At 60.2% G+C, this 24915-nt stretch carries 30 protein-coding genes, 1 tRNA gene and 3 pseudogenes; 19 read left to right on the forward strand and 15 right to left on the reverse strand.

Translation table 11 applies throughout. The features are described 5' to 3' along the window. The first annotated feature begins 87 nt into the window (after nucleotides 1-87). Together pflA and Q0P52_RS03070 are read left to right on the forward strand one after the other, a co-directional pair. On the forward strand, nucleotides 88-855 hold the full coding sequence (gene pflA / locus Q0P52_RS03065; protein WP_293765995.1) for a pyruvate formate-lyase-activating protein: 768 nt from the start codon (nucleotides 88-90) through the stop codon (nucleotides 853-855). Between the two features lie 132 nt (nucleotides 856-987). Continuing rightward, nucleotides 988-1284, forward strand: a complete 297-nt coding sequence (locus Q0P52_RS03070) for a hypothetical protein (RefSeq protein WP_293765996.1) — start codon at nucleotides 988-990, stop codon at nucleotides 1282-1284. A gap of 143 nt (nucleotides 1285-1427) precedes the next feature. Here Q0P52_RS03070 and Q0P52_RS03075 read toward each other — a convergent pair whose 3' ends face one another. Further along, on the reverse strand, nucleotides 1428-1775 hold the full coding sequence (locus Q0P52_RS03075; RefSeq protein ID WP_293765997.1) for a YciI family protein: 348 nt from the start codon (nucleotides 1773-1775) through the stop codon (nucleotides 1428-1430). Between the two features lie 222 nt (nucleotides 1776-1997). Here Q0P52_RS03075 and Q0P52_RS03080 point away from each other — a divergent pair, with 222 nt between their 5' ends. Continuing rightward, complete coding sequence (locus tag Q0P52_RS03080) at nucleotides 1998-2582, forward strand: lysophospholipid acyltransferase family protein (RefSeq protein WP_293765998.1); 585 nt, start codon at nucleotides 1998-2000, stop codon at nucleotides 2580-2582. Between the two features lie 60 nt (nucleotides 2583-2642). Here the strand turns inward: Q0P52_RS03080 and Q0P52_RS03085 are convergent, their stop codons facing one another. From Q0P52_RS03085 to Q0P52_RS03100, 4 genes are all read right to left on the reverse strand, one after another. Further along, the gene (locus Q0P52_RS03085; protein ID WP_293765999.1) at nucleotides 2643-3386 is read right to left on the reverse strand and encodes a hypothetical protein; all 744 of its coding nucleotides are present in this window, start codon (nucleotides 3384-3386) and stop codon (nucleotides 2643-2645) included. 61 nt (nucleotides 3387-3447) lie between these two features. Next, the gene (locus tag Q0P52_RS03090) at nucleotides 3448-4008 is read right to left on the reverse strand and encodes a DUF1415 domain-containing protein (protein ID WP_293766000.1); all 561 of its coding nucleotides are present in this window, start codon (nucleotides 4006-4008) and stop codon (nucleotides 3448-3450) included. 73 nt (nucleotides 4009-4081) lie between these two features. Continuing rightward, nucleotides 4082-4285, reverse strand: a complete 204-nt coding sequence (locus Q0P52_RS03095) for a cold-shock protein (protein WP_293766001.1) — start codon at nucleotides 4283-4285, stop codon at nucleotides 4082-4084. Between the two features lie 225 nt (nucleotides 4286-4510). Next, nucleotides 4511-5110 carry an HD domain-containing protein gene (locus tag Q0P52_RS03100; RefSeq protein WP_293766002.1) on the reverse strand — a complete coding sequence of 200 codons (600 nt, stop codon included), beginning with the start codon at nucleotides 5108-5110 and terminating at the stop codon, nucleotides 4511-4513. Between the two features lie 181 nt (nucleotides 5111-5291). Here Q0P52_RS03100 and Q0P52_RS03105 point away from each other — a divergent pair, with 181 nt between their 5' ends. After that, the gene (locus Q0P52_RS03105; protein WP_293766003.1) at nucleotides 5292-6395 is read left to right on the forward strand and encodes an HD domain-containing phosphohydrolase; all 1104 of its coding nucleotides are present in this window, start codon (nucleotides 5292-5294) and stop codon (nucleotides 6393-6395) included. Between the two features lie 43 nt (nucleotides 6396-6438). Here the strand turns inward: Q0P52_RS03105 and Q0P52_RS03110 are convergent, their stop codons facing one another. Further along, nucleotides 6439-7278: a dienelactone hydrolase family protein gene (locus Q0P52_RS03110; protein ID WP_293766004.1), complete on the reverse strand. Its 840-nt coding sequence runs from the start codon at nucleotides 7276-7278 to the stop codon at nucleotides 6439-6441. A gap of 193 nt (nucleotides 7279-7471) precedes the next feature. Here Q0P52_RS03110 and Q0P52_RS03115 point away from each other — a divergent pair, with 193 nt between their 5' ends. After that, complete coding sequence (locus Q0P52_RS03115; RefSeq protein ID WP_293766005.1) at nucleotides 7472-8623, forward strand: HD domain-containing phosphohydrolase; 1152 nt, start codon at nucleotides 7472-7474, stop codon at nucleotides 8621-8623. A 73-nt stretch (nucleotides 8624-8696) separates the two neighbouring features. Here Q0P52_RS03115 and Q0P52_RS03120 read toward each other — a convergent pair whose 3' ends face one another. Next, nucleotides 8697-9278, reverse strand: a complete 582-nt coding sequence (locus Q0P52_RS03120) for a hypothetical protein (RefSeq protein WP_293766006.1) — start codon at nucleotides 9276-9278, stop codon at nucleotides 8697-8699. Nucleotides 9279-9479: 201 nt separating this feature from the next. Between Q0P52_RS03120 and Q0P52_RS03125 the strand changes: the two genes are divergently transcribed. Together Q0P52_RS03125 and Q0P52_RS03130 are read left to right on the forward strand one after the other, a co-directional pair. After that, nucleotides 9480-9791: a pyrimidine/purine nucleoside phosphorylase gene (locus Q0P52_RS03125; protein ID WP_293766007.1), complete on the forward strand. Its 312-nt coding sequence runs from the start codon at nucleotides 9480-9482 to the stop codon at nucleotides 9789-9791. 27 nt (nucleotides 9792-9818) lie between these two features. Further along, nucleotides 9819-10715, forward strand: a complete 897-nt coding sequence (locus Q0P52_RS03130) for a hypothetical protein (RefSeq protein WP_293766008.1) — start codon at nucleotides 9819-9821, stop codon at nucleotides 10713-10715. Nucleotides 10716-10745: 30 nt separating this feature from the next. Here Q0P52_RS03130 and yedF read toward each other — a convergent pair whose 3' ends face one another. The 3 genes and pseudogenes from yedF to Q0P52_RS03145 all read right to left on the reverse strand — a co-directional run bounded on the left by yedF (nucleotide 10746) and on the right by Q0P52_RS03145 (nucleotide 12800). Beyond that, nucleotides 10746-10985, reverse strand: coding sequence for a sulfurtransferase-like selenium metabolism protein YedF (gene yedF, locus Q0P52_RS03135; protein ID WP_293766009.1), 240 nt, complete (start codon nucleotides 10983-10985; stop codon nucleotides 10746-10748). Continuing rightward, a pseudogene (gene yedE, locus Q0P52_RS03140) lies at nucleotides 10982-12196 on the reverse strand (selenium metabolism membrane protein YedE/FdhT); the annotation flags it as partial. The gene yedF and the pseudogene yedE, both read right to left, overlap by 4 nt. Before the next feature lie 94 nt (nucleotides 12197-12290). Further along, nucleotides 12291-12800, reverse strand: coding sequence for a prolyl-tRNA synthetase associated domain-containing protein (locus Q0P52_RS03145; protein WP_293766011.1), 510 nt, complete (start codon nucleotides 12798-12800; stop codon nucleotides 12291-12293). A gap of 238 nt (nucleotides 12801-13038) precedes the next feature. Here Q0P52_RS03145 and Q0P52_RS03150 point away from each other — a divergent pair, with 238 nt between their 5' ends. Next, nucleotides 13039-13776 (forward strand): ABC transporter substrate-binding protein, encoded by a 738-nt coding sequence (locus Q0P52_RS03150; protein ID WP_293766012.1) that lies wholly within the window; start codon nucleotides 13039-13041, stop codon nucleotides 13774-13776. Here Q0P52_RS03150 and Q0P52_RS03155 read toward each other — a convergent pair. Both Q0P52_RS03155 and Q0P52_RS03160 read right to left on the reverse strand, forming a co-directional pair. Then, nucleotides 13767-14165, reverse strand: coding sequence for a hypothetical protein (locus Q0P52_RS03155; protein ID WP_293766013.1), 399 nt, complete (start codon nucleotides 14163-14165; stop codon nucleotides 13767-13769). The genes Q0P52_RS03150 and Q0P52_RS03155 overlap by 10 nt on opposite strands. Nucleotides 14166-14244: 79 nt before the next feature. Further along, nucleotides 14245-14329 (reverse strand) — tRNA-Tyr (locus tag Q0P52_RS03160). 140 nt (nucleotides 14330-14469) lie between these two features. Between Q0P52_RS03160 and Q0P52_RS03165 the strand changes: the two genes are divergently transcribed. Continuing rightward, nucleotides 14470-15054 carry a cysteine hydrolase family protein gene (locus Q0P52_RS03165; protein ID WP_293766014.1) on the forward strand — a complete coding sequence of 195 codons (585 nt, stop codon included), beginning with the start codon at nucleotides 14470-14472 and terminating at the stop codon, nucleotides 15052-15054. Here Q0P52_RS03165 and Q0P52_RS03170 read toward each other — a convergent pair. Next, nucleotides 15055-15389: pseudogene (locus Q0P52_RS03170) on the reverse strand (YnfA family protein). It abuts the gene before it with no gap. 248 nt (nucleotides 15390-15637) lie between these two features. Here Q0P52_RS03170 and Q0P52_RS03175 point away from each other — a divergent pair. The 5 genes and pseudogenes from Q0P52_RS03175 to Q0P52_RS03195 form a co-directional block, all read left to right on the forward strand. Further along, entirely contained in the window at nucleotides 15638-16312 is a 675-nt protein-coding gene (locus Q0P52_RS03175) for a CsgG/HfaB family protein (RefSeq protein WP_293766015.1), read from the forward strand. 23 nt (nucleotides 16313-16335) lie between these two features. Continuing rightward, nucleotides 16336-16695: a DUF4810 domain-containing protein gene (locus tag Q0P52_RS03180; protein WP_293766016.1), complete on the forward strand. Its 360-nt coding sequence runs from the start codon at nucleotides 16336-16338 to the stop codon at nucleotides 16693-16695. A 12-nt stretch (nucleotides 16696-16707) separates the two neighbouring features. Next, on the forward strand, nucleotides 16708-17367 hold the full coding sequence (locus Q0P52_RS03185; protein WP_293766017.1) for a DUF799 domain-containing protein: 660 nt from the start codon (nucleotides 16708-16710) through the stop codon (nucleotides 17365-17367). A gap of 265 nt (nucleotides 17368-17632) precedes the next feature. Beyond that, a protein-coding gene (locus Q0P52_RS03190; protein ID WP_293766018.1) for an IS3 family transposase occupies nucleotides 17633-18753 on the forward strand; the annotation gives its coding sequence in 2 pieces (ribosomal slippage) (nucleotides 17633-17891 and nucleotides 17891-18753; 1122 coding nt in all). A 16-nt stretch (nucleotides 18754-18769) separates the two neighbouring features. Beyond that, nucleotides 18770-19141 (forward strand): annotated as a pseudogene (locus tag Q0P52_RS03195) (IS5 family transposase); the annotation flags it as partial. 354 nt (nucleotides 19142-19495) lie between these two features. On the opposite strand, the gene Q0P52_RS03200 reads toward Q0P52_RS03195, so the two are convergent. Beyond that, complete coding sequence (locus Q0P52_RS03200) at nucleotides 19496-20890, reverse strand: radical SAM protein (protein ID WP_293766019.1); 1395 nt, start codon at nucleotides 20888-20890, stop codon at nucleotides 19496-19498. A 195-nt stretch (nucleotides 20891-21085) separates the two neighbouring features. After that, the gene (locus Q0P52_RS03205; protein WP_293766020.1) at nucleotides 21086-22135 is read right to left on the reverse strand and encodes an RNA methyltransferase; all 1050 of its coding nucleotides are present in this window, start codon (nucleotides 22133-22135) and stop codon (nucleotides 21086-21088) included. A 184-nt stretch (nucleotides 22136-22319) separates the two neighbouring features. Here Q0P52_RS03205 and Q0P52_RS03210 point away from each other — a divergent pair, with 184 nt between their 5' ends. The 5 genes from Q0P52_RS03210 (at nucleotide 22320) to Q0P52_RS19325 (ending at nucleotide 24878) form a co-directional block, all read left to right on the forward strand. Beyond that, nucleotides 22320-23219, forward strand: a complete 900-nt coding sequence (locus tag Q0P52_RS03210; protein WP_293766021.1) for a DMT family transporter — start codon at nucleotides 22320-22322, stop codon at nucleotides 23217-23219. A 21-nt stretch (nucleotides 23220-23240) separates the two neighbouring features. Beyond that, nucleotides 23241-23633, forward strand: a complete 393-nt coding sequence (locus Q0P52_RS03215) for a VOC family protein (protein ID WP_293766022.1) — start codon at nucleotides 23241-23243, stop codon at nucleotides 23631-23633. 198 nt (nucleotides 23634-23831) lie between these two features. After that, nucleotides 23832-24113 (forward strand): hypothetical protein, encoded by a 282-nt coding sequence (locus Q0P52_RS03220; RefSeq protein WP_293766023.1) that lies wholly within the window; start codon nucleotides 23832-23834, stop codon nucleotides 24111-24113. Next, complete coding sequence (locus Q0P52_RS03225; protein ID WP_293766024.1) at nucleotides 24110-24586, forward strand: transporter substrate-binding domain-containing protein; 477 nt, start codon at nucleotides 24110-24112, stop codon at nucleotides 24584-24586. The genes Q0P52_RS03220 and Q0P52_RS03225 overlap by 4 nt, the downstream gene beginning before the upstream one ends. A gap of 52 nt (nucleotides 24587-24638) precedes the next feature. Next, nucleotides 24639-24878: a hypothetical protein gene (locus Q0P52_RS19325; protein WP_366061708.1), complete on the forward strand. Its 240-nt coding sequence runs from the start codon at nucleotides 24639-24641 to the stop codon at nucleotides 24876-24878. The last annotated feature ends 37 nt before the right edge of the window (nucleotides 24879-24915 follow it).

Consider the following 24915-nt stretch of genomic DNA (forward strand, 5'->3'; position numbering starts at 1 on the left):
TCTGTCTGACCGGGCCCGTCCGCCGCATCGCCGGCGGGCGGGCTCTTTGCTTGCCGGAAGCCCTTCGGCCAACCTTGGAGACAAGCCATGAGTCCCCCTGTCGATCTTGCCGCCGAGCTGCTGGCCACGCGCGGTTTTGTGCACTCCACCGAAAGCGGCGCCGGGGTGGACGGGCCGGGCATGCGCTTTGTGTTTTTTGTTTCCGGCTGCCAGTTTCGCTGCCAGTACTGCCACAACCCGGACACCTGGAAACTGCACGCCGGCCGCGAAGTGAGCGTGGCCGATGCGCTGAAAGAAGTAGGGGCTTATGCCGGTTTCCTGAAGTTTGCGGGCGGGGTCACCATTTCCGGCGGCGAGCCCTTGATGCAGCCCGAGTTTGTCGGCGCGCTGTTTCATGCCGTCAAGCAACGCTACGGGCTGCATACCGCGCTGGATACCCAGGGTTTCCTGCACGCCAATGTTGCTGACGACTGGTTTGATGATGTGGATCTGGTGCTGCTGGATATCAAGCACAGCGACCCGGCGCGCTATCACGACATTACCGGCAAGGACTTGCAGCCCACGCTGGATTTCGCCCGCCGCCTGCAGAGGCTGGGCAAGAAAATGTGGATTCGTTATGTGCTGGTGCCGGGCTTGACCGATGGCGAAGCGGACATTCGCTGCCTGGCGACGTTTATCGCGTCGCTGGGTGGTGGGGTGGAGCGAGTGGAGGTGTTGCCATTCCATCAACTGGGCAAAGACAAATGGCACAAGCTGGGGATGATCTACCCGCTGGAAGACACGCCGGTGCCGACATCTGAGCAGGTAAAGAATGCGCGCGAATGGTTTGCCGAAGCTGGTTTGACGGTGACTTGAGCAATATTGCTGGCGGTTTTAATCTTTGCGAATTTATCAAGAAATACTGACAAAAACTAAGAATTTTCCTACAGTTTGACGATGTTGTGTCGTATAGACTTTGCCTTGTTATTTAATTAACAAGACAAAGTCATGATTGATACCGCTTTTATGGCCCTGAGTGGTCCTGATCTTTTCAAGGATGGCGCAGGGCATCGTCTGGTAAGTGAACAAATCTGCACCATCATCAATCGCATCGCACGCAAGGGGCGCTGCATCGTCATCTGGGAGCGCGGCAAACTGTTGTTTTGCTCGATGGACAGTCGCAATGCGTCCCGTTACCTCGCCAAGCCCACCTGCCTCGGCGTTTACGACGAAGAAGTCACATTTTCCGAACTGCAGGGCGACCTCAAAGCCGTTTTGCTGAATCAGGAGGCTGTGCCTGCCTGATCGCGCCGTATCAATCCTGTGCGCGGCATGATGATGCTCCGATTTGGAGATTGGCTCGGTCTTCCTTCCGTGCCGCAGTGAGAAAGCCAGTGTTGCGCCTCTGCGCTCGCTGGTTTTTTTGTGTCCTGGCACCACTTGAGACTCTATTTCTGGCAGTCTGCATGCGCAGGGGCGTCTGGTGAGATCAGTAGCGCCAAACGCTTGCGCATATCCTGATTCGCCAGCGTCCAAACGCCTGTTGTTACCGATGCTCTCAGTCCTGCCTGCCAGAACGGGTCTTCTTCCAGCAAGGTTTGCGCTGCCTCGCGGCTGTCAGCTTCCATGAGCCACAGGGCGCCGTAGGGTGCTGAGGTGACCGTCTCGCGCAGCGAGCCTGCCAGTAAGATACATTCGGCCTGCCTGTCCAGCCAGGCGAGGTGGGCTTCGAGATGCTTTTGCCGTACATCGCCGCAGCCCGGCTTGTCAGTGAACTGAATGATAAAGATGGGCATGCATGTTCCTGCGTGCGAGTTGGATGATCGAGTCTTGGGTGGCAATGCCGCCTGGATGCGTGTGCGCGCCGAGATGCTGATTTTGCATGCGATTAGCTATCAGAAAAGCTGTTGCTTGGGTGTTGGCGATTGTATTTGGCAATGGCCCGTTTACCCCTGCCAGCCTGTCGGGTAGAGTCCGGCATCCTTTAACGGCCTGCGGCGGCAGCCGCGACCTTGCTCATGCACTACACCATCTTCGATACCCCTGTTTTGCGCACGTTGTTGTGCTGGATTTCCCGCTTGGCCCTGCGTCTGGCCGGCTGGCGCATTCGCGGCGATTTTGCCGATATCCCGCGCTATGTGCTGATTGGCGCGCCTCACACCAGCAATTGGGATTTCCCTCTGACACTGGCAGTCTGCTTCTCGCGTCGGGCCAAGCTCTACTGGATGGGCAAGCACACCTTGTTTGCAGGTCCGGCCGGGCCGATCATGCGCTGGCTGGGCGGCATCCCGGTGAAGCGCAGCCAGAACAATTCGCTCGTGCAACAGATGGTAGAGGTCTATGGCCGTTCCGAGCGGCTGGTGGTGGCCATTCCGCCTGAGGGGACGCGCAAGCATGTCACTGAGTGGAAGACCGGGTTCTATTACATCGCGCATGGCGCGGGGGTGCCGGTATTGCTGGCGTATATGGATTACGCGCGCAAGGAGTGTGGTTTCGGCCCCTTGTTCACCACTACCGGGGATATTGAGGCCGACATGCCGCGCATCCGTGCTTTCTATCAGGACAAAACCGGCAAATATCCGCCGTCTGTCGAAGACCGCTAGTCTGAAAAAACCGTCGCCGTAGATCGCCGACGTTTTTTTCTTGCCGGTGGGGCGATATGTTCAATGCGCTGCCGAGGCTGCCGCGCTGACCGGCAGAAACTGCAGGAAGGGGCCGGCCACCAGCGACTGGCCGAAATCGATGGCGCTTCGGCGAACCTTTTCATCGTTCATCTCCGCTAGCAACTCCAGCCGGGCCATCATGCGGCCCATTTCACGCTCAAACGTCAGATTGCGCCCCTTGTCGCTGATTTCATTGGCCAGCAGCAACGGCTTGCCGTCCGTCGCCGTGCGATTGTTCAGCAGCCAGGCAGCCACTTCGATGTTGTAGGCGGCATTGGCCAGTTGTTGGGCGTCCAGACCGTGTACGAGATAAAGCTGTGTGCGGCCGCCGTAGGCATCCACCAGCATGCTGCCCAGTCCGTAGGCCAAGGCGCCGGCACGGTCGCCGGTAAATTGCGGATCAAAGGCGGTGGTGAGGGCGGCAGTGCCACGCACTTGGCCCAGGGCGGGCAGCGGCGTGTTGCTGCGTACGGCCTGCATCACCAGATTGACAGCGGCGTCGCGGTTGCCGGCGCCGCTTTTGCGCCATTCGGCGGGGTTGCGCTTGTAGAGTTTGTCCAGCAGCAGTTGCAGGGAGGCAAGGTTGTCGCGCATGGCCAGGTTGGCGGCGCGATTGGCGGCGCTCTGGCCTAGTTCCGAGGAGTCGAAATCATCGCCGTGCACCGGTTTTTTTGCCGGGGCGCTACTGCAGGCTGACAGGGTTAGCGCAAGCAGGACAAGAATGGAAAAGCGGGGTAGCGACATGGGGCGGCCGGACGGAGTGGATGCCGTCTTTGTACCGCCATGTCGCCGCAGGGGCAAGGCCTCAGGGTTTGGCGGCTTCGGCAAACAGCGCTTTCCAGCCGTCCAGGCCCAGTTCGGTCACTGTTTCGATATTGCGTTCGAAAATGGCTTCAGCTTCTGGGAAGGCTTCTACGGCGCGGTCGATGCTGCTTTCGCGAATCAGGTGCAGCGTTGGCCACGGCGAGCGGTTGGTGTAGTTGCCGATATCGTTGACCCCGGTGCCGTCAAACTGGAATTTGGGGTGAAATGCCGCTACCTGCAGCATGCCTTCCAGTTCCAGCTCATCGACGATCGCGTCAGCCACATCGAGAAATTCGTTGAAATCGAGAAACCGCTGCAGCGCGTAGGGGTGGATCAGCAGCGTGGTGTCGGTTTCTTCCGGCGAGGTATCAGCCAGCAGCTTGAGTTCGGCGGCCAATTGTTCGGCCAGTTGCGCCGGGTCGGTGGCGTCGCTGACGACGAAGCGCACCTGGTTTTTAACGTAAACCGATTTGGCGAAAGGGCAGAGGTTAAGGCCGATGACGGCTTTTTCCAGCCATTGGCGGGTATCTTCCAGTGCTTGTTCGGGCGTGGGCTTTTGCATGATGTGCCTCGGGAGAAAGCAAAAAAACCCGGACATGTCCGGGTTTTTATCAGATTCGAATCCGTGTTGCGGATTACAGAGTCTGGATGTTGGAGGCTTGCTTGCCTTTCGGGCCATCGACGATGTCGAAGCTTACGCGCTGGTTTTCGGCCAGGGTGCGGAAGCCTTTGGCGGTGATTTGGGAGAAGTGAGCGAACACGTCGTCGCCGCCTTCGTCCGGGGTGATGAAACCAAAGCCTTTAGCGTCGTTGAACCACTTAACGGTACCAGTTGCCATTTTGTTAATCCTCAAAACGAGCAGTTGAAAAAGCGCACGAAGTTCAAGGGAAATGGCGACTGTGGTACGGACAATGCCACTACAACAACTACACATCCACAACTTGAGCATCCTGCAGACCGGCATAGTGCCGATAGTTGAGAATCCTGGCAAGTCTTTTCTGCAAAGGATTTGCTCAAATTTTGATTATGACCTGATTTGAATAAGGGTTTTCGTCGTCGGGGTTCAGGCACCGAAGAAGCCGCGCGCTTCCGCGTCGTCCAGCGCAGCCCTCAACCATTGGCCGGCGAGGGGGCTGCCGTCACTCACTTTTGAAGCCGCCATGCGTATCACTTGCTCCTTGCTGACGCCGTTTTCTCGCCAGCTTTGGCCTTCGCGGTTGAGGTTGAGCAGGATGGGCATCAGCCGGTCCATGGCGCGGGCAAAACGGGCTTCAGCACTTTCGCGGGCTTCAAACTCGCGCCACAGCGTCTCCAGCCCCGCTGCTTGCGCCGCCGGCAGCAGGCCGACGATGCGGCGAATGGCTGCCAGCTCCTCTTGTTCGCGCGCAGCGCTGTCCACTTCGGCGTAGACAATCATGTCGCCGGTGTCGATTTCGCCCAGATCGTGGATCAGCAGCATGCGGATGACTTTGCCGATATCCACGGGTTCGGCGGCGTGCTCGGCCATGACCAGAGCCAGCAAAGCCACTTGCCAGCTGTGCTCGGCCGAATTTTCGTAGCGATCGAGTCCCACGGGTTTGGTCTTGCGCAGGACGGTTTTGAGCTTGTCTACTTCCAGGATGAAGGCGATGTGCTGATGCAGGGCGGCTAGGGCAGTATTCATGGCTTATGGCTTGTCACGAGAAGGTTGGCCGAAGGCCGCACATTATGCGCCCGGCGGCGCGCCCTGTCTGCTTCGGGGGCGGGCGGCAGTCGCTGGCATGACTTATAGTGATGGTTGGGTGGCCGATGCTCCCTGCTGGTTTTCAGGCTACCCTTAACCTACTCAGGATATCCATTCAATCATGGAAGATTCTCAGCAATTGGAGTTTGTGCGGGAGGATGCGGAAGGGTTTCAGGACTTTCGGGATGCCCTGTCGGACTACGCGCCGCAAATGGAGCAGGTGTTGGGCAAGCTGGGACAGAACCCGACCTCGCCCGAGCTGATCGCCGATTTGTTTCGCCTGGTGCATACCATCAAGGGCGACGCCGGATTGTGCCGGGTGATGTTTGTCGTGCCTTACGCGCATGCGCTGGAGGGTTTGCTGGCGCGGCTCCGCGCCGGCGAGTTTGCCTGGCAGGAGGTGATGGGCGACCTCTTGATGCTGGTGCTGGATCGCATCGAATTGGTGATGTCGCAGGTGGCTTCGGCAAGGCAGGTGGACGCAGGCCAGATGGCGCATCTGTTGGCAACGCTGCAAACGCTTGAGCATCAGCCGCTGGCATCGGTGCTGGCCACCTGTTCGCGACTGGTGTCTGCGCTGGTGGGGGTGCGCGACAAGCAGGCACCGGCGCCGGCGGCCAAGAATACCGCCAACGCGCAGTCTGAGCGGCAGCAGGACATGTTGCTGTTCCGCACGCTGGCCTTGCAGTTGGAGCAGCGCATGCCGGAGTTTGTGGGCCGTACCGAACGCAATCTCAAGCTGGCGCTGGAAATCAATCGCCTGTCCGGCGGTTGGGTGGATGCGCAGCAGCTGCAGGCAGCCGTATACCTGCACGATGTCGGGATGATGTTCCTGCCGGAGTCGCTCTGGCTGAAAAACGGCCAGCTCAGCGACGAGGAGCGCCGCATGATGTCCATGCACCCGGCCTGGGTGTCCGGCTTGCTCGGGCGCATGCCGGGCTGGGAGGAGGCGGCGCTGATGGTGCTGCAGCATCATGAAACGCCGGATGGAGAGGGCTACCCTTACGGGCTGGTGGCCGGAGAGATCGTGCCGGGCGCGCGCATACTGGCGCTGGTGGATGCCTTCGAGTCCGTCATGCTCAAGCATCAGCACAGGGGGCAGCGCCGTTCCATGCTGCGTGCGGCGGCAGAACTCAATGCGGCGGAAAACCAGTTCGATCGCGCCTGGCTTGACCCCTTCAACCAGGTGGTGCGCCGCATGCTGGAAACCAGCGAGGCAGCTTGAGCAAGGTTTGCCGAAGGCTTTCGGCAAACCTTGCGTTCCCCCGTCAGGGTTTCATGCCATGGCTTTCCAGCCAGGCAATGAGCCGTTGCCAGCCGTCCCGGGCTGCTGACTCCACATAGGAGGGTCGGTAGTCGGCATTGAAGGCGTGCCCGGCCTCCGGGTACACCACGATTTCAGATCCGCTCTTGCCTGCGCTCAACGCGCTTCGCATTGCTTCCACGCTGTCCAGCGGGATGCCGCCATCCTTGCCGCCGTACAGACCCAGCACCGGCACGCTCAAGCTTGGGGCGATGTCCACTGCTTGTCGGGGCTGCAACTCGGTCTTGTCGCCCACCAGCTTGCCGTACCAGGCCACGCCGGCCTTGATGGAGGGGTTGTGCGCCGCATACAGCCAGGTGATGCGACCGCCCCAGCAAAAGCCGGTGATGGCGGCGCGATTGGCGTCGCCGCCTTGCTTCTCCCCCCAGGCAAGAGTGGCGTCCAGATCGCCCAGCACCTGAGCGTCCGGCACCTTGCTCACAATCTTGCTCATCAGTGTGGGGATGTCAGCGACAGCGCGCGGGTCGCCCTGACGGAAGTACAATTCGGGCGCGATGGCCAGATAACCCAGTTTGGCCAGGCGACGGCAAATATCCTGTATGTGCTCGTGCACGCCGAAAATCTCCTGCACCACCAGCACCACGGGCAGCTTGCCGGCGTGTTCGATAGGACGGGCCATGTAGGCGGGCAGGCTGTCCTTGCCGATGGTGACCGGGCCGGCATTCAGGCCCTGGCTGTCGGTGGCGATGGCCTCGGCCGTTACCGGCTGTACGGCGAGGGCGAAACCAGTGGCGACGGCGCCAAGCAGAAACTCTCGGCGATCCAGAATGTTGCTGTCGTTCATTCGGGTGGGCTCCGCAGGAGGGTGGGGCGTTCATTTTTGTCGCGCGGCCCCGGCAAGGCAAGCGAAACCCCGTGCCATGCTTGTCCTTTGTCGCCACTGCCGCCACAATGCCTGCTTTCTCGCGACGGGCGGGCCTCTCAAGGCTTTTGTCTTGTCTACACTGCATTAAAGATGGTTTGATTCCAGACTCTCCATGTCCGACAACTCCGCAAAAATCCGTCTGCCCAGCCGCTTTGTTCGCGTGGGGCAGGAAGTGCCGGTGGATGTTTACGCCAAGAACGGCCTGTTGTTGCTCAAAAAAGGGCACTATGTACTGACCGACGCCCAGCGCGAGCGGCTGGTGGAGATGGCGCACGGCGACGCTGAAGAGGTGGCTGTCCGGCTGGAGCGCGAGCGGCTGGATCGCGCGGCCCAACGCGAAAAGGACGCCGAGGCCTCTGCGCCGAAGAATCCGCTTGTGGAGGCGGGTTTTTTGGCCGGTCGACTGGAAAAACTGCTGCTGCACGGCTTGTCCGTACCGGGCTTGGCCGGGCGCGTTGAGGAGTTGGCCGAAGGATTGCAGGCGCTGTGCGAGCGCTTCCAGGACGGTATGATCGCCGCCATGTTCATGCTACCGGTGCGATCGCACAGTTTTCATGTGGCGACCGTGCTGGCGATTTTGGGACGCCGACTGGGTTTTGCGCCCGAGCGACTGCACAGCCTGGTGTGCGCGGGCATGACCATGAATATCGCCATTGCCCCCTTGCTGAACCAGCTGTCGCAACAAACCAGCCCGCTGAGCGAGGAGCAGCGCGAGGCGTTGTTTGCCCACCCGGTGCTGGGTTCCGCCATCCTGCGCGAAGCCGGCGTCAGCGACGAGCACTGGCATCTGCTGGTGCAGACGCATCACGAAACCATGTCGGGCGATGGCTATCCGCAGGGTTTGTCCGGCGAAGAGGTGCATCAGGACGCCAGACTGATCGGGCTGGTGGATCAATTGTGCGAATTGCTGACGCTGGACGACGGGCCCTTGCCCTCGCAAACCATGTCGGCGCTGTTCCGTGGCGAGTTGGGCGAGGTGGACCCGCAGTGGCTGACCTTGCTGATTCGCGAGTTGGGCATTTATCCGCCGGGCAGTTTTGTGCGCCTGGCCAGCGGCGAAATCGCCGTTGTCACCTATCGCGGCGACAAGGCCAATCAGCCGCGTGTGGCCGCCTTGCGCAAGGAAAACGGCCCGCCGTACGCGGATGCCTTGCTGCGTGATACGCGGCAGACGGCCTACAGGGTGGTCGGGTCGGCGACGCTGGCGGATGCGGTGGTGAAAACGGCCTATCTGGCCAAGCTGTGGACGTCCCGCATGGGCTAAGCTCCTCACGTTTGCTCCCCTGGACAAAAGCCGCCCGCTGGGCGGCTTTTGTTTGCCGATGCGACAGGGCGCCCTACTGCGCTGGCGAGGCTGGCGCCGCCAGAGGCCGGATGTCGATGCGGACGCTGTCCTTCACCTTCCAGACGCGACTCAGGTGGCCGAAATCGCGCCGGTGCTGATCGCTCAGGCTGTATGAGGGGCGGAATGACAGATCCAGCGCCACTTCGCCCAGATAAAGCGTTTGCCCCGCCTCAAGGTGGAATCGGGTATTGATGGGGAAGCTGGCCGAGCGCCAGGTTCGCGTCCAGCCCATTTCCTCAGTCCAGTTGCCCCAAGCGTCGCGCACTTCGTAATCGCCGGGCGGCAGGGTAAACAGCTGCAAGCGACCATCGACCGGGCTCATGCCTTCTTCGCCAAACACCGTATCCGTATTCATGCTGGCGTAACCGGAGGCCACAACCGTGCCGTTGGGGTCGGCAATGCGGATGCCTGCGGTGGCGGAGTCCTGATCAAAGGCTTTGGCGGTCAGGGATAACAGCACATGCCCCGTGCCGGGCGGCGGAGCGATGCTGCCCTGCAGCTTGTCGGCCATGCTGGCGCAGCCTGCCAGCAGGACAAGCCCGCAAAGGGGCAGTAGACGGGAAACACACTTCATCGGCGATCTCCGCACAGTTTCAATGTTGAATGCGCCAGCGCAGCGCCCATTCTGACACGAGCCGTCATGAGCGGCATGCGGGAAAACGACATGCGCTGTCGGCCGCCGGGTTTTGCCGCAACGCGGCATCAGGTATGCTGGCTGGCTCGGCGTCTTCAAGGCGCCGGCAGTGCCTAATTACATACTACAAAGGATAAAGAGATGGATCAGATCGACAACGTCAGCGTGGCCAAGCGCGCCAATGTTTACTTCGACGGCAAATGCGTGAGCCATAGCATTACGCTGGCGGACGGCACCAAGAAGTCGGTGGGCGTGATCCTGCCGGCGCGGCTGATTTTCAATACCGGCGCACCTGAGATCATGGAGTTGGTGGAAGGTCGCTGCAAAGTCACCCTGAACGGCGCCGGCGACGCGGTGGAGTATGTCGGCGGCCAGCAGTTTGCCGTGCCGGGCGACAGTTCTTTCCAGATTGAGGTGCTGGAGACCCTGCATTATGTTTGCCATTTTGGCTAAGGACATCCAGTGACGCGGTGTGCCGGCATGCGACTTCGGCTGCTGATCGGCCTGTCGGCCTTGAGCCTGCTGGCGCTCTTGCCGGCGCGCGCAGGCGGGCAGGCCGTAGTACTGCGTTATCCTATGCAGGAAGCCTCGGGCGATCAACGCTACGCTTACTATTGGCAGCTCTTGCAAGCCGCGCTTGATGCCACCGAGAAGGATTACGGCAAGGCGGTGCTGCAGCCGTCGACCGCGCCGATGAACGCCAGCCGCGCCCTGGTGGCCTTGCAAAGCGGCGCCATTCAGGTGTTGGCCCGAGTCACTAGCCAGCAGCTGGAAAACGATCTGGTGCCGATACGGATTCCACTGGACAAAGGCCTGACCGGTTACCGCCTGTTTCTGGTGAATGCCGAGCGGCAACCGGAGCTGGACAAGGTTGGCACGCTAAAACAATTGGGACGATTCAGCATCGGCCAGGAATCCCGCTGGGTGGATGTGGAAATACTGCGCGCAGCGGGGCTGACCGTCGTGACAGGAGACACTTACACTGGATTGTTCGGCATGCTGGGCAGTGGACGTTTCGATCTCTTGTCGCGCGGGGTGGATGAAATTGCCGCCGAGCAGGCGATGTATCAGCACGTTGCGCCGCGCATGGTGGTAGAGCGCCGCTTGCTCTTGCATTACCCCTTGCCGCGCTACTACTTCACCGCGTCCAGCAAAGCGGGTCGAAAGCTGGCGTCACGCATAGCGGTGGGGTTGGAAAGGTTGCGGGAAAGCGGCGAGTTTGAGCGTCGCTACCGGGCTTACCGCGCCGTCATGCTCAAACCTCTGCGCCTGCAGGGGCGGCGGTTGCTGGAAATCAGCAACCCGCAGTTGCCGCTGGCCACGCCCTTGCAAGACAAGAGCTTATGGGATGATTTGTCCGACCTGACCCGGGGCTAGCCCGGGCCGGGTTTTTCTCCCCGCCGAGGATCAGCGGCGGATCAGGTAGCGGATGGTTGGGCCGTCTTGCTGGATATCCAGCACTTCGTAGCCGTGGTTGCGTGCGTCCAGCGGAATGTTGTTGATGGATTGCGGGCAATCGGTCACCACCTCCAGCACTTCGCCCGGCCGCAATTGCGGCATGGCTTCCAGCGTGGCTACAGCCGGGTAAGGGCAGGGCTCGCCGGTCATGTCCAGTCGGTAATCGGGAACGGGTGTGGTCTTGTTCATGCCTTTTCCTCCACGATGCTCATGGTCAGTCCCTTGCGCGCAAAGAAGCGTTTTTCCCACCACAGAATGGCCAGCAGCGCTGCGCCCAGCATGGCGTAGGTGGCAATCAGCCCGCCCATGGGGCCGAATACCTGCAGCAAATTCACTTTGGCGTAATTGGTGGCCACGGTTGGTGCAATGTCGTCCCAGCCGGCGGCCAGCAGCGTGGCGCCGATGATATTGCCCAGGCCCACCCACCAGTAGTGCACTTGTCCTTCCACCGCGCGGTACATCCAGCCGGTTTCGCAGCCGCCGGCCAGTACGATGCCAAAACCGAACAGTAGCCCGCCGATGACAGCGTTGGGGCCTGCCCACATGATCTTTGGCGCTACGCCCAGTTGCACATAGCTGAAGATGCCGATGGCGCTCACCGCCATGCCGGCGACGATGGCCTTGGCCATCTGGGTGCGTCCGGTCAGCCACAGGTCGCGGAAGGCGGAGGTGAAGCAGATTTGCGCCCGTTCGATCAGCAGGCCGAAGCCCAGGCCAAACAGCACCGCCAGACCCAGCTTGGGCGCATCCATGGCGCGCGACAGCCCCCACAATGCGAACGAGGCGAAAATCAGCATGCCGAGGCGGAAGCGGCGCGCTGCTTGTTGCGGGTTTTGGGTCAGCGCTTGCGCAGCGTTTACCTTTTGCAGCTTGACCGGCACGCGGAAGATGGGCAGCAAGGTGAAGCGCGCGCCAAACCAGGAGCCGGCGGCAGTGGCCAGCGCGAAGAACCAGGCGTGCAGCGAAAACTGGGGAATGCCGGTGAAGAAGGCGGCCAGGTTGCAGCCCATGGCCAGTCGCGCGCCAAAGCCGGCGATGATGCCGCCCGCCACCGCCTGAACGATGCGGATGCGGTGTTGCGGCAGGCGCAGCTTGACGTTGTTGGCCCATAGCGCAGCCGACAGGCAGCCGGCGAACATGCCGATGATCATCATGCCGTCCACCCGGTCAAGCGGAGTGCCTTCGAGATGGATCACCTTGAAGTAGCCCCAGTTTTCCGGGTGTTGGCCGAAGAGCTGCAGAAGATGCCCGCCCCAGCGGGTGAATTCGCCGGTAACTGCCCAGAAGGTGCCGGTCAGGCCAAAGTAATAGGCGGACAGAATGCCGGCGGCGATCACGGCGGGAAAGGGCGACCAGAAGGTTACAAGATAGTCGCGTTTGAAATTATGCCAGTTCATCGACGATGTTCTCCGGAACGCGCGACAGGCGCCGCGACGACAAAGACAGCAAAAAAGAAGGCGCGCATTCTACGCCCCGTTCGCGCCGGGCGGCAAATCAGTCTGCGGGTGCGTCGAGTTTGCGCGGTACGGGAAGAATGCGCGGTGGATGGCGGGTCAGCGCGAGAAAACGCAGCAGTTCGGCGGTGGGTAGCGCCAGCGTGGCGGTATTGACCAGCGGATGGCAGAGCACGGCATCCGCTTCGACCAACTCCGCATCGATCAGCACGTCCACCTTGGCGTCAACGTCGCAAAACGCCGCCAGCAGGGTGACGGAGCCGGCCTCCAGTCCCAGGGTCTCGCGCAGGCGTTCGGCGGAGGCAAAGCCCAGATTCTTGCAGCCTACGGTGGCTGCCAGGGCCTTCAGGTCCACCCGGGCTTCAGCCGGTACCGCCGCCAGCAGGTAGCGGCCGCTGTTTCCGGCTTTGAGAAACAGGTTTTTCGTTTCCGCGCCGGGTAGGCCGGGGATGATCCGGCTGGCTTCCTCGCAGGTGTAAACCGGCGGGTGATCGAAGCGCAGGTGGGCAATGCCGTGTTTGGCAAGAAAGGCCAGCAGTTGTTTTTCCATGGCGGGTAGAGTAGCACCATTGTCATCAATGGGTCTGCCAAGCGCGATGCCTTCGAGGCCTGCATCGAGTGCCTGTACTGGATGACAACGCCTCGCAGAGAATCGGAGTCAGAGCGCGCCGACTTGAGTATGGCAAGGGGCGCGACGCTAGATCGGGGGCGGACATTAACCTTTGCTGGACGCTGCCGGGCGCATGTCTTAGCCTTGCTGGTGTTGTGTTCGGGAAATGGGAAACGCCATGGTTGGCCGAAGGATACTGGCGGTGCTGCTATTGGCGGCGAGCACGGTGCAGGCGGGGGTGACAGCCTGCGGCGGCGACAATCAGTGGCCGCCGTCTTCGTATCGTCTGCCGGCGGCGCCGGAACAGGTAGTGGGTTACTCCCCCGACGTATTGAAGGCGGCGCTGCCTGCGCCGTGGAAGCCTGACTTCCGGCTGATGCCCTTTGCGCGCTGTCTGTCCAGCGCGGCGCAGGGGGAGGGCGTGCAGATCGTAATGGGCGCCAGCAAAACCCCGGAACGCGAGAAGCAGTTCTTGTTTTCGCAATCTTATTTGCGGCTCAATCCGGTAGCGGCGAGCTTGCGGCGGCCACCCTCAGCCAATCGCGCGGTGCGCGAATGGTGCGGCATCCATGGTTTCAATTACAAGGCTTTTGGTTTGACGGATGCGCAAGTGGACAGCGGTTCGGCCAACTACGCCGACTTGATGCGCAAGCTGGAGGCCGGGCATTGCCGGCAGTTTGTTGAGTATCGCGAGGTGTTGCTGGGGCTGGGCAAGCTGGGCGTGCTGGATCCAGTGGGGCAGTTGGTTTACCGGCCGCTGCCGGGGGCGAAGCCGGTGGACGCGTATTTCATGATTTCACGGCGCGCGCCGCAAGCGGAGCGTTTGCTGGCGCAACTCAATGTCGGCTTGTCGCGACTGGAAGCGCGCGGCGAGTTGAAGCGGCTGCTGGCCGAGCGCCTGCAGAATCAGCGCTGAGCAGTCTTCAACCGGCGCATGTCTTCTTGTACCACCGCTGCGTTTTCCAGCATTTCCGCCAGCAGGGGCGCGCAGGCGGCGTGTGCTGCCAGCGTGCTTTCCGGCACGGCCTGGCGACAGCGCTCGGCGGCGGTGCAAACCTCTACGGCAGCATTGAAATCCGCCGGGCTGATAACCTTGCCATTGCGCAACTTGCGGGCGTGGATGCGACACATGCCGGCGTATTGCCCGGCGCGCTCCGCGCTGGCGAACAGGGCGTCCATCGCCTCCAGCGCCAGAATGTCGAGAATGCGGCGGCAGGCCTGCTCTGCGCGGGCAAAGCGTTTTTCCTCCGCCTGGCGCGCCGCCTTGTCCGGCTGGGCTGATGGCTTGTCACGGTTTTTTTTCATGTCGGCGGCCTGATTGAGAAATGGAATGACAGCGGAGGAATGACAAAAGGCCCGACATGTGTCGGGCCTTTCGCGAAACTGGTGGAGGGAGAAGGATTCGAACCTTCGAAGGCAGAGCCGTCAGATTTACAGTCTGATCCCTTTGACCGCTCGGGAATCCCTCCAGAAGAGTTGCGCATAATACTTGTCGGATTTTATCCCGTCAAGCCCGTTGCGCTGAGTAAAATTTGGCGAGGCCTGGGCGATGCTGCCCTTGGCCGGCGGGCCGGCGCGTGAGCCGTGTCATCAGGAGATGATTGAATCCATGCAATATCGTGAGAGCGCGCAGCCGCTTTTGCTGCTCATAGACATGCAGCAAGGTGTCGATCAACCCGTCTGGGGGCCGCGCAATAACCCAGGAGCGGAACAGGTGGTTGCGGGTCTGCTCGCGCGCTGGCGAGCCGCCGGCTGGCCCATCATCCATGTGCGGCACGACTCTCTGGAGCCGGGTTCTACGTATCGGCCCGGTCAGCCCGGCCATGCGTTCAAGCCCGAGGCCCAGCCCTTGCCCGGGGAAGTGGTGGTGGCCAAATCGACCAATAGCGCCTTCGTCGGTACCGATCTTGCGCAAAGGTTGGCCGAAGCGGGCAATCCGCCTCTGGTGGTGGCCGGCGTGTCCACCAGCAATTCGGTGGAGGCGACGGTGCGCATGGGCGGCAATCTGGGCTACCGCATCTGGCTGGTGGCCGATGCCTGCTTTACCTTTGACAAGACCGATTGGCATGGCCGCCTGGTGCCGGGGGAGGCGGTGCATGCCTTGTCTCTGGCCAATATGGATGGAGAATATTGCCGGGTAATCAACAGCAGGGTGTTGGGCGGGGCGCTGAAGGTCGGCTGGCAGGCGGGGTAATCAGCTCTTTGCTGCGGGTTGCAGCGCGATGATCGCCATGCCCAGCAGCGCGACGGTCGCCCCGGCGATGTCCCATCGCGTTAACGGCTGACCGTCCACACAACGCAGCCATGCCAGCGCCACGACGATATACATGCCGCCATAGGCTGCGTAGGTTCTGCCGGCTGCGCTAGGGTGCAGGGTAAGCAAAAAGGCGAACAGCGCCAGTGACAGCGCGGCGGGCAACAGCAGCCAGACGTTCCGGCTTTTTTGAGCACGAGCCAGGGTGGATAGCAGCCGACGATTTCCGCCAATGCCGTCAGGCCGAACAGCACTACCATCTTCAGGAACTGCATCCAGTTCATTGCCTGTTTTCCTTTCATTGTCGCCTTGGCGCCGAGCGCGCCGGGTGTTGCTTTTGCGACAGGTCAAGGCGTTGGCGGTTTTGCCTGACCCACCGGATTGTACGCGCAACTCATGCTTTGGATTGAGAGCGTTTGCCTGTAAAATTCGCGTGGCATTGGCAATGACATGCTTTCAGTTGGCGAGAGCGATATTGGCGTGCCTACTCTGGAAAACCATTTTTGATTATTCGAGGTGACTTATGAAGCGAGTGGCTTCAGTCGCGCTGGCGTCGATGACGCTGGCCGCAGTGTTGGCGGGTTGTGCAACCGAAAGCTACCAGAGCGTAGCCGTGCAAAAAGTAGCCACGGCGGACAAGCCGTATGCCGGTCCGCGCGCGCCTATTGCCGTAGGCAAGTTCGATAACCGTTCTTCCTTCATGCGCGGCCTGTTCTCCGACGGCGTGGACCGTCTGGGCAGCCAGGCCAAGACCATTCTGGTAACCCATCTGCAGCAGACCAACCGCTTCAGCGTGCTGGATCGCGACAATATGGCGGAAACCAAACAGGAAGCGGCCATCAAGCAGCAGGCGCAGAAGCTCAAGGGCGCGGATTACATCATCACGGGCGATGTAACCGAATTTGGCCGCAAGGAAGTGGGCGACCAGCAGTTGTTCGGCATTCTTGGCCGAGGCAAGCAGCAAGTGGCTTACGCCAAGGTGAGCCTGAACGTGGTGGATAGCGGCACTTCCGAAGTGGTGTATTCGGTGCAGGGTGCGGGTGAGTACAGCCTGTCCAGCCGCGAGGTGATCGGTTTTGGCGGCACCTCCAGTTATGACTCCACGCTCAATGGAAAAGTGTTGGATCTGGCCATGCGCGAAGCAGTGAACAATCTGACCGCCGCCATCGACTCCGGTGCCTGGAAGCCGGTGAAGTAAGCGATATTTTCGGATAAAAGACAATGAAAAAAAACCATAGAACCAGACTGCTGCTTTGCGCAAGCGCGGCAGTGCTGTTGGCAGGCTGCGCTTCTGCCCCTCAACCGCTGTATCAGTGGGAGAGCTACCAGACGCAGGTGTATGACTACTTCAAGGGTGAAAGCAAGGAAAAGCAGATTGAGGCGTTGGAGCGCGATCTGGAAAAAATGCGCGCCAAGAATCATGTAGCGCCGCCGGGAGTGCAGGCGCATTTGGGCCTGCTGTATGCGGAAGTGGGCAATGACGGCAAGGCGGCGGAGCATCTGGCCGCCGAAAAAGCCCTGTATCCGGAGTCGGCAGCCTATATCGACTTCTTGCTGAAAAAATACGCCAAGGCCAACTAAGGGAACGCTGACATGAAAAAACTGTTGCAAGTCGGCATCCTGGCCGCTTCCGCCCTGCTGCTGGCCGCTTGCGCCAGCAAGCCAGTCAATTACGACTACACCGCTTACAAGGAAAGCAAGCCACGTTCCATTCTGGTGTTGCCGCCGGTAAACCAGTCGCCGGACGTCAACGCCAGCCTGAGCATGCTGTCCGTGGCCACCGTACCGTTGGCCGAAGCCGGCTATTACGTGATGCCGGTGACGCTGGTGAGCGAAACCTTCAAGCAGAACGGCGTTACGGTAGCCAATGACGCGCAGGATGTGCCGATCAAGAAGCTGCATGACATCTTCGGCGCTGATGCCGGGCTGTACATCACTGTCAACAAATACGGTACTAGCTATCGCGTGTTCGACAGCGTGGTTGAGGTGTCCGCCAGCGCCAAGTTGGTGGATCTGCGCAGCGGCGCGCTGTTGTGGCAGGGCTCCGCCATGGCGTCCAGCGCGGAAAATCAGAACAATAGCAGCGGCGGCCTGATCGGCATGCTGGTGAGTGCGGCCATTAACCAGGTGGTGCACAACCTGGCGGATCACAGTCACGACGTGGCCAAAGTTGCCAGCTACCGTTTGCTGTCTACCGGTTATCAGGGTGGTTTGTTGTATGGCCCGTACAACCCGAAATACGGGACAGACTGAGTGGCATGTTTGCCGAAGGTCATGACGACCCATGAAAAGCCCGCCTGTCGGCGGGTTTTTCATGGGCGCACGCTATGTGGTAGCTGTTGCACAACTCATGGCATGCCGGAATCAGATGGCTGCGATACCTAACATGCAGCCATCTGGAAGGTGTTGGTAGTCTTTAGCAAACAGCATTGTGCTGTTAGAGGTGGTCTCGACGTCCCCCCGATATTGAGTAGCACGTGACTTTAGAGTCCAATCCACCATGACACGGAGATTGGATATGAAGAAACGATTCACCGAAGAACAGATCATCGGCTTCCTGCGCGAAGCAGAAGCGGGAATGCCCATCGCCGAGCTGTGCCGCAAGCACGCCTTCTCGGAAGCCAGCTATTACCTCTGGCGCAACAAATTCGGTGGCATGAATGTTTCGGAGGCAAAGCGTCTCAAGGAGCTAGAGACAGAGAATGCGCGCCTGAAAAAACTCCTGGCCGAGACCATGCTCGAGAACGAGATTGCCAAAGAAGCCCTGAGAAAAAAGTGGTGAGCGCACCGTCACGGTGGGAGCTGGTGCGCCATCTGGTGGGCAAAGGACTCAGCGAGCGAAAATCGCTGCGCCTGGCCGGCATGAGTCCCAGTTCATTCCGCTATCAGCCCGCCACCGATCGCAATGCCGCCTTGAAAGCGAAGATCATCGCGCTTGCGCAACGGCACCGACGCTACGGCGCCGGCATGATCTATTTAAAACTGCGGCAGAGCGGCATGGTGGTCAATCACAAGCGGGTGGATCGGCTCTATGTTGAGGCGGGACTGCAAATTCGCCGGCGCAAGCGCAAGAAAATCCCTGTGGCCGACCGTCACCCACTGGCCCGTCCTTTGGCCGCAAATCAGGTCTGGTCGATGGACTTTGTGTTCGACCGAACGGCAGAGGGGAGGGTCATCAAGAGCCTGACCGTGGTCGATGATGCCACGCATGAGGCAGTCGCCATTGTTCCGGAACGTGCGATGGGAGGTCTGCATCTGACCCGTGTCCTCGACCAGTTGGCGAAGACACGTGGCTTGCCCAAAGCCATTCGGACCGATAACGGCAAGGAATTCTGCAGCCGAGCGATGTTGACCTGGGCACACACCCGTGGGGTGCAGCTCTTTCTGATCGAGCCAGGTAAGCCGAATCAGAACGCTTACATCGAATCCTTTAACGGGCGCTTCCGGGATGAGTGCCTGAACGAACACTGGTTCACCAGCCTGCGCCATGCCCAGATCGTCATCGAAGCCTGGCGCAGGGAATACAACAACGAAAGGCCCAAGAAAGCACTTGGCGGTTTAACGCCGGCTGCTTATGCCGAATCACTTGCAGAGAAATCAGGTAAATTAAGCTCGGACTCTAAAGTTCCCTGCTACTGAAAGCGGGGGGACGTCGGCTGGACTTGACTGGGCCGTTCCCGACTTCAGTACGCTTTCCCGCCGGCAGAAAGAGTTGCAGGTCCGCATCCCGGTACAGAAAAAGCAGGGTTGTCTGCATCTCCTGGTGGATAGCACCGGCATCAAAATGATGGGTGAAGGCGAGTGGAAAGTGAAAAAGCATGGTGCTGACTACCGCCGCCAATGGCGCAAACTGCATCTGGGAATTGATGCTCAAACGCTGGAAATCCGTGCCATGGAAGTGACCGACAATCGCACCGGTGATGCCACGATGCTGCCAGAGCTGCTATCGCAAATTCCGGCGACAGAGGGACTGGTGACCGTGACCACGGATGGGGCGTACGACACACGTCTATGTCACGCAGCGATTCTAAATCGCTTCACAGCACTGGGCACGCCGCAAACGGTCCGCATGGGATAAGTCCGTCTGGGGATTGGGGCGGCTCGGCCTTTAACTGATTTGTGCAACAAAGCCTCACCAAGTAGCCGGGCGCGCTTGGTGATTAACCACTTGAGAGATGGGGGCGTTCGAATCGTGCTCATACCCGCAAGCCTAGGTAGCTTGCGGGTTTAGAGAAAGGGCAACAGCTACCACATAGCGTGGGCGCAAGCTTGCGGCATTCTGCGCGAGCCGAGAGCGTCAGCAGCTAAGCGGTGGCTAGCTTGAAATGACTTCGGGATGCGCGTGCGCATCCCGAAGTTTTTGGCTGAAGGCCGAGGCTGCTTATAGTTGGCGCATATGCTTGAAGCGAACGTCGATGAACTTGCGTCGCCAGGCGAAGAGATCGTCCAGCGACATGTTGTAAGGCTTGATCACGCAGCCCTCCTGGTGAGCGCGTACCGGTTCTTGCCAGAGGTTGCCTACATCGATGCCGTCGATGAACAGATTGTCGCGCACGCATTGATCGAACACCGGCGTGCCGGGAAAGGGAATCAGGGCACCTACCCAGTTCCGGTCCAGCTTCAGTTCGTCGATCATGTCCATGGTCTCCTGCAGCGTCTCGTTGGTGTCCTCCGGGAAGCCCATGATCCAGTTGCCGGCCAGGCTGACGCGGTGCTTTTTCAGGTCCTCCACTACTTTGTAGATGGTGTCCCGTTTCAACCCCTTCTTGATGACGGTATTGCGGATGTACTCGGAGCCGTGCTCCGGGGCCAGCAGGGCGGAGGTCATGCCGGCCGCTACCATGGCGTCGATCACCTCGGTTTTCAGGCTGTTCATGCCCAGACCGCCCGCCGTGGTGAACTGGATATCCAGCCCGCGACGCAGGATCTCGTTGCAGATGCCGAGGATGTGCTTGTTGTCGACGGTGAGATTGTCGTCCATGAAGGTGAAAAAGCGCTGCCCCTTCTCCTTGACGAGGTATTCCAGTTCGTCGACAAAGCGCTCCGGCGTGCGGCGGCGCAATTTGCGGCCCTGCACCAGATACATGTCGCAGAAGGTGCACTTGAACGGACAGCCGCGCTCCGAAATCACCGGCACTACATTCTTGATGTCGTGGCCCTTGAAGTTGGAGTAGTTGCTGAGATCCATCTCGAATTCAGTGAAATCCACCATATCCCAAGCCTGCATGGGCAGGTCTTCGTAGTTGATCCACTCCCGGTCGCGATTGATGCGCACCTTGCCGTTTTCGTCGCGGAAGGCGAATGACTTGATTTCGTTGAGATTGCCCAAATCGCCACGGGCAATACGGTTGGCCATTTCCACCATTTGCGGCTCGCCTTCGCCCAGCGCGATGTAGTCGAAATCGTGGCAGAGGCTGAGGATTTCTTCCGGGTAGGTGGTGGCGTGGATGCCGCCGGTCATGATCTGGAGCGAGGGGTCGGTGGCCTTGACAGTGCGGGCATATTCCATCGCCGTTTTCATGAAACCGGAAAACAGAAAGGAAATGCCGACAAAGCCTGGGCGCTCGCGCTGGATGGCGTCCACGATGCGCTCATGGCAGTAGCGGGTGGGTTCGGCTTGTTGGTGGGTGCGCTTGCTGTTGAGGTCGAGCAGGACAGGCTCGTGTCCCTCCGTGCGCAGTACCGCCGCCAGACTGAGCAGGGCGGCGGAGGGCAGGAAGTCATTGCGCTTGATTTGTGGGTCGTCCAGATACGGACAGATCAGCAGTACTTTCAAGTTCTCTCTCCCGTGTGCGTCGGCTTGTCGCGCCGGATTCGCTGGCCGGGCGGGCGGTGGGCCCATCGGCGTCAGCCATTCTGCATGGGGGAGTGCGCGTGGGCAATGTCAGTGCATTGTCCTCGTCAAAGTTGTGGTATTTGCCTGCGTCGTAACAAAAAAGCCTTGCTTGCGTTTAGAAGGCTGCTGGTTGGTTCAGCTTGTGCGTTGTTGTTTGCGCTGCAACCGGCTAGCGTCGATCACATGCGCTGCGCGGGCGCGCAGCTGGCCGCAGCCGCCGTCCACGTCCTGGCCGGCGGAGTCGCGAATCTTGGTCAATACGCCGTGAGCATGCAGATAGCGCTTGAAGTGGTCAACGCGCTCCGCGCTGGGACGCTGGAAGCTGTCGCCTTCCACGCTGTTGTACGGAATGATGTTGAGCAGGCCAAACTTGCCCTTGAGCAGCCGGATGGCGGCATCCATTTCCTCTTGGGTATCGTTGATGCCGGCCAGCAGGGTCCACTGGTATTGAATGGGGTAGCCCACGCTGCGTGCGTATTCTTCCCCCATGGCCACCAGGTCGGCCGGCGCAATGCGCGGCGCGCGCGGCAGTAGTTGTTCGCGCAGGTCGGCGCGGGTGGTATGCAGCGACAGCGCCAGCGCCGGCCGCACCGGTTGCTGTGGTAGTTTTTCAAACACGCGCGGGTCGCCCACGCTGGAGAACACCAGATTTTTGTGGCCGATATTGCCGTCGCTGCCCAGCAGATTGATGGCCTCCAGCACGTTGTCCATATTATGGGCCGGCTCGCCCATGCCCATGAACACCACTTTTTTTACCGGACGGATGCGTCGCGCCAGCGCCACCTGAGCGGCGATTTCCGCGCTGCCCAGTTGGCGGAGCAGGCCCGACTTGCCTGTCATGCAGAATGTGCAGCCCACCGCGCAGCCCACCTGGCTGGATACGCACAGGCCACCGCGGGGCAGTAGCACGCTTTCCACCATCTGCCCATCGCTCAGCGCCACCAGCAGGCGCAGTGAGCCATCTTCCGCTTCGTGCTGCGAGTGAATGCGCGCCAAGGCGTCCACCTGCGTCTGAATCGGGGCAATGCCTTCACGCACGGATAGCGGGTAATAATCCTCACTTTTCTGATGGCGGGTGCCAGTGGCCAGCGGCAAGCCTTTGAGCCAGGCGCGATTGATGCGGCCGATGTGGCAGGGCTGGGCGCCGATGGCGGCGAGGGCGTGATGGAAATCCTGGATGCGCATGACGAAAACGACGGGTTTGAATCAAGGCGCACAGGGTAACGCAAGTGGGCGGGAATGGGTATGGGCGCGCCGGGCTTACCGCGACTGATACGCTGTGGATATGACAGAAGGCTGGAAAAAGTATTTCTCTTTATGGCAGAAAGCGGACACCCTGTCTGTCGACACTGCATAGAGAACAATAAACGTGGATAACTCCCACTCCGCCAACCGTTTGGGCGTGGCGCTGGCTTTGCTGGCAGCTTTTGGTTTTTCCTTCAAGGCCATTTTCGTCAAGCTGGCCTATCAGGCCGCGTCGGTGGATGCCGTGAGCCTGATTGCGCTGCGCATGCTGTTCTGTCTGCCTTTTGTGCTGGCGCTGGCGCTCATCACCTTGAGGGAAATGCCGCGCCTGACTGCACCGCAGGCCGGCCTGCTTACTTTGTTGGGAGTGGTGGGCTATTACGGCTCCAGCGTGCTGGATTTTTACGGCCTGCAATACATCACCGCCGGGCTGGAACGCTTGATCCTGTTTACCTACCCGATGCTCACCATCCTGATTGGCATCCTCTTCATGGGCAAGAAAGCGGAGCCCGGCCTGCTGGTGGCGGCCTTGCTGTCCTATGCCGGCATCGCCATTGCGTTTGCCCACGATGTCAGCCAAAACGGCGATATGGCCAGCGTGGCCGCGGGCGCTGGTTTTGTGTTTGCCTGTGCGGTGCTGTACGCCGTTTACAGCGCCGGCTCGGAAGTGGCTATTCGCCGCTTGGGCACCATGCCGTTTTCCATTCTCTCCATCCTGATTTCCACGGTGGCGGTCTGTCTGCATTTTTTGTTGACGCACAGGCCGAGCGCGCTGCGCCTGCCCATGCCGGTGTATGGCTACAGCATGGCAATGGCGCTGTTTTCCACGGTGTTGCCCATCTTGTGGCAGTCAGCCGCCATCCGCCGCATCGGCGCGGCGCGCACGGTATTGATTGGCACGCTGGGGCCCGGGCTGACCATCTTCTTTGGCTGGCGGCTACTGGGCGAGCCCGTTTCCCTGTCGCAACTGGCCGGCACGGGATTGGTCATGGCCGGGGTGATGATGGCCAGTCGCCGCAAGTGAAACCACTTTTTGGAGCGCTAGATGATTGCAAGCATCGACCATATCGTCCTTACTACTGCTCGTCTTGACGCCTGCGTGGCGTTTTATCGCGATGTGCTGGGCATGAGGCTGGAGAGCTTCATTGGCGGTACGCCGCCGGTAGAGCGCCTGGCGCTGGTGTTTGGCGCGCAGAAGATCAATTTGCATGTTAAAGGCCGAGAATTCGAACCCAAGGCGCAATTGCCGACGCCCGGCGCGCTGGATCTGTGCTTCATCGCCGCAGTGCCGCTGGAGGAGGCCATGCGCCGCTTGACCGAGCACGGCGTGGCGATTGAAGAGGGCCCGGTAACCCGCACCGGGGCGCGCGGTAAAATCCAGTCGATCTACGTGCGCGACCCGGATTTGAATCTGGTAGAAATATCGGTCTATCTCTGAGCCGTCCAAGATTGGCCGAGCGCCGAAGCGGCAGTTTGCCGACATGCGCCATATTTCCGCTGTTGCTTTGCTGACGCACTGTCGAGGTGGAGATTTCATCGTGCTTGCGAAGCCGCCTCTCATGGAGTACGCCTGCTACGGTCGATACGTATAACAACACGGCGGGGAGGCGGGATGTTCAGGACTGGTGCTATCGCAATGCTGGCGCTGCTTGGTTTGCCGATGTCGGCCCAAAGTGAAGCGTTGATGATGAAAACCTTGGCGCAAAGCGGCTATGAGGCGAAGTTCAACGCGCAAGATGCCATCTATCCGGGATTCATGGTTGAGGTGATGCGTGCCTTGAGTCGCGACAGTCCCGATATCAGGATTGTCGGCGTGGATACATATGCCAGTTTGCCGCGCATTGAGACCGCGCTGAAGTCGGGCCGGGTAGACGTTTTTTTGGCATGGCCAGAACGGACGACCGTGATCGGTATTTGAAATTCAGCGAAATACCGGTGTACGAAACGTATTATCAGTTTGCCGTGAGGAGCGAGGACGTGTTCCTCTACCCGAGTGTGGGCGCGATAGTGCGCGACAGTGAGAACGAGGCAGTGCTTCTCACTACCGCGGACACTAATGAGGGGTTCCTGAAATCTGCCGGTATCAAGCGGATTGACGCGGGCGCCGGTACGGTCACGGAAAACCTGAAAAAACTGATTGCCCAGCGCGGGCGCTGGTATTTCGCATCTTCGTTAAGCTTGAAAACCACCATCAAGCGCAAGGGCTTTGCATCTGCTGTCGCAGTGCTGCCCCTCAAACTGATTCCCACCAAAATCTATATTGTTTTCTCCTCTCGCGCCCAGCCTGGCATGGTGGCGCAAATCAATGCCGGCATGGCGCATCTGGCCGCATCGGGCGAGTTGGAGCGCATCCGGCTGCGCTATATGGGAATCGGAAGCGCTGGCGCCTAACGACACGCTGATTTCCAGCGCGGTGGTCAATCAGTCCTACAGTGACAAATCGATGTGGATCAGCATGGCGGTGCAAGTGGCTTACGGCACCGATCTGGACATGGCGCTGGCCATTTTGCGCGAGGCGGCCATCCATCCGCGCGTGCAAACCGCGCCCGCGCCAGCAGCCTATGTGTCCGCCTTTGCTGACAGCGGCATCGAAATGCCTTTCCCGCCACGGGTAGTCAAAATCGTCAAGGACGATGCGCCGTTGGCGCGTCACGCCCCAGCCCGTCAGACGGTGGCTGTTTAAAAGTATCAGGCTCGGTGTCGCGACCGGGCCTGGCGCA

The organism is uncultured Aquitalea sp. (assembly GCF_945957525.1).
Classification (GTDB): Bacteria; Pseudomonadota; Gammaproteobacteria; order Burkholderiales; family Chromobacteriaceae; genus Aquitalea.

Bases quoted from the DNA above. Each gene is read 5' to 3' on its own strand.
- Q0P52_RS03110 (WP_293766004.1), bottom strand. From the start codon at position 7,278: ATGAACGACAGCAACATTCTGGATCGCCGAGAGTTTCTGCTTGGCGCC.
- Q0P52_RS19325 (WP_366061708.1), top strand. From the start codon at position 24,639: ATGTGGATCAGCATGGCGGTGCAAGTGGCTTACGGCACCGATCTGGAC.
- Q0P52_RS03215 (WP_293766022.1), top strand. From the start codon at position 23,241: ATGATTGCAAGCATCGACCATATCGTCCTTACTACTGCTCGTCTTGAC.
- Q0P52_RS03105 (WP_293766003.1), top strand. From the start codon at position 5,292: ATGGAAGATTCTCAGCAATTGGAGTTTGTGCGGGAGGATGCGGAAGGG.
- Q0P52_RS03220 (WP_293766023.1), top strand. From the start codon at position 23,832: ATGCTGGCGCTGCTTGGTTTGCCGATGTCGGCCCAAAGTGAAGCGTTG.
- Q0P52_RS03115 (WP_293766005.1), top strand. From the start codon at position 7,472: ATGTCCGACAACTCCGCAAAAATCCGTCTGCCCAGCCGCTTTGTTCGC.
- Q0P52_RS03150 (WP_293766012.1), top strand. From the start codon at position 13,039: ATGGTTGGCCGAAGGATACTGGCGGTGCTGCTATTGGCGGCGAGCACG.
- yedF (WP_293766009.1), bottom strand. From the start codon at position 10,985: ATGAACAAGACCACACCCGTTCCCGATTACCGACTGGACATGACCGGC.
- pflA (WP_293765995.1), top strand. From the start codon at position 88: ATGAGTCCCCCTGTCGATCTTGCCGCCGAGCTGCTGGCCACGCGCGGT.
- Q0P52_RS03100 (WP_293766002.1), bottom strand. From the start codon at position 5,110: ATGAATACTGCCCTAGCCGCCCTGCATCAGCACATCGCCTTCATCCTG.
- Q0P52_RS03120 (WP_293766006.1), bottom strand. From the start codon at position 9,278: ATGAAGTGTGTTTCCCGTCTACTGCCCCTTTGCGGGCTTGTCCTGCTG.
- Q0P52_RS03125 (WP_293766007.1), top strand. From the start codon at position 9,480: ATGGATCAGATCGACAACGTCAGCGTGGCCAAGCGCGCCAATGTTTAC.
- Q0P52_RS03175 (WP_293766015.1), top strand. From the start codon at position 15,638: ATGAAGCGAGTGGCTTCAGTCGCGCTGGCGTCGATGACGCTGGCCGCA.
- Q0P52_RS03080 (WP_293765998.1), top strand. From the start codon at position 1,998: ATGCACTACACCATCTTCGATACCCCTGTTTTGCGCACGTTGTTGTGC.
- Q0P52_RS03130 (WP_293766008.1), top strand. From the start codon at position 9,819: ATGCGACTTCGGCTGCTGATCGGCCTGTCGGCCTTGAGCCTGCTGGCG.
- Q0P52_RS03085 (WP_293765999.1), bottom strand. From the start codon at position 3,386: ATGTCGCTACCCCGCTTTTCCATTCTTGTCCTGCTTGCGCTAACCCTG.
- Q0P52_RS03185 (WP_293766017.1), top strand. From the start codon at position 16,708: ATGAAAAAACTGTTGCAAGTCGGCATCCTGGCCGCTTCCGCCCTGCTG.
- Q0P52_RS03155 (WP_293766013.1), bottom strand. From the start codon at position 14,165: ATGAAAAAAAACCGTGACAAGCCATCAGCCCAGCCGGACAAGGCGGCG.
- Q0P52_RS03165 (WP_293766014.1), top strand. From the start codon at position 14,470: ATGCAATATCGTGAGAGCGCGCAGCCGCTTTTGCTGCTCATAGACATG.
- Q0P52_RS03145 (WP_293766011.1), bottom strand. From the start codon at position 12,800: ATGGAAAAACAACTGCTGGCCTTTCTTGCCAAACACGGCATTGCCCAC.
- Q0P52_RS03090 (WP_293766000.1), bottom strand. From the start codon at position 4,008: ATGCAAAAGCCCACGCCCGAACAAGCACTGGAAGATACCCGCCAATGG.
- Q0P52_RS03180 (WP_293766016.1), top strand. From the start codon at position 16,336: ATGAAAAAAAACCATAGAACCAGACTGCTGCTTTGCGCAAGCGCGGCA.
- Q0P52_RS03075 (WP_293765997.1), bottom strand. From the start codon at position 1,775: ATGCCCATCTTTATCATTCAGTTCACTGACAAGCCGGGCTGCGGCGAT.
- Q0P52_RS03070 (WP_293765996.1), top strand. From the start codon at position 988: ATGATTGATACCGCTTTTATGGCCCTGAGTGGTCCTGATCTTTTCAAG.
- Q0P52_RS03095 (WP_293766001.1), bottom strand. From the start codon at position 4,285: ATGGCAACTGGTACCGTTAAGTGGTTCAACGACGCTAAAGGCTTTGGT.
- Q0P52_RS03205 (WP_293766020.1), bottom strand. From the start codon at position 22,135: ATGCGCATCCAGGATTTCCATCACGCCCTCGCCGCCATCGGCGCCCAG.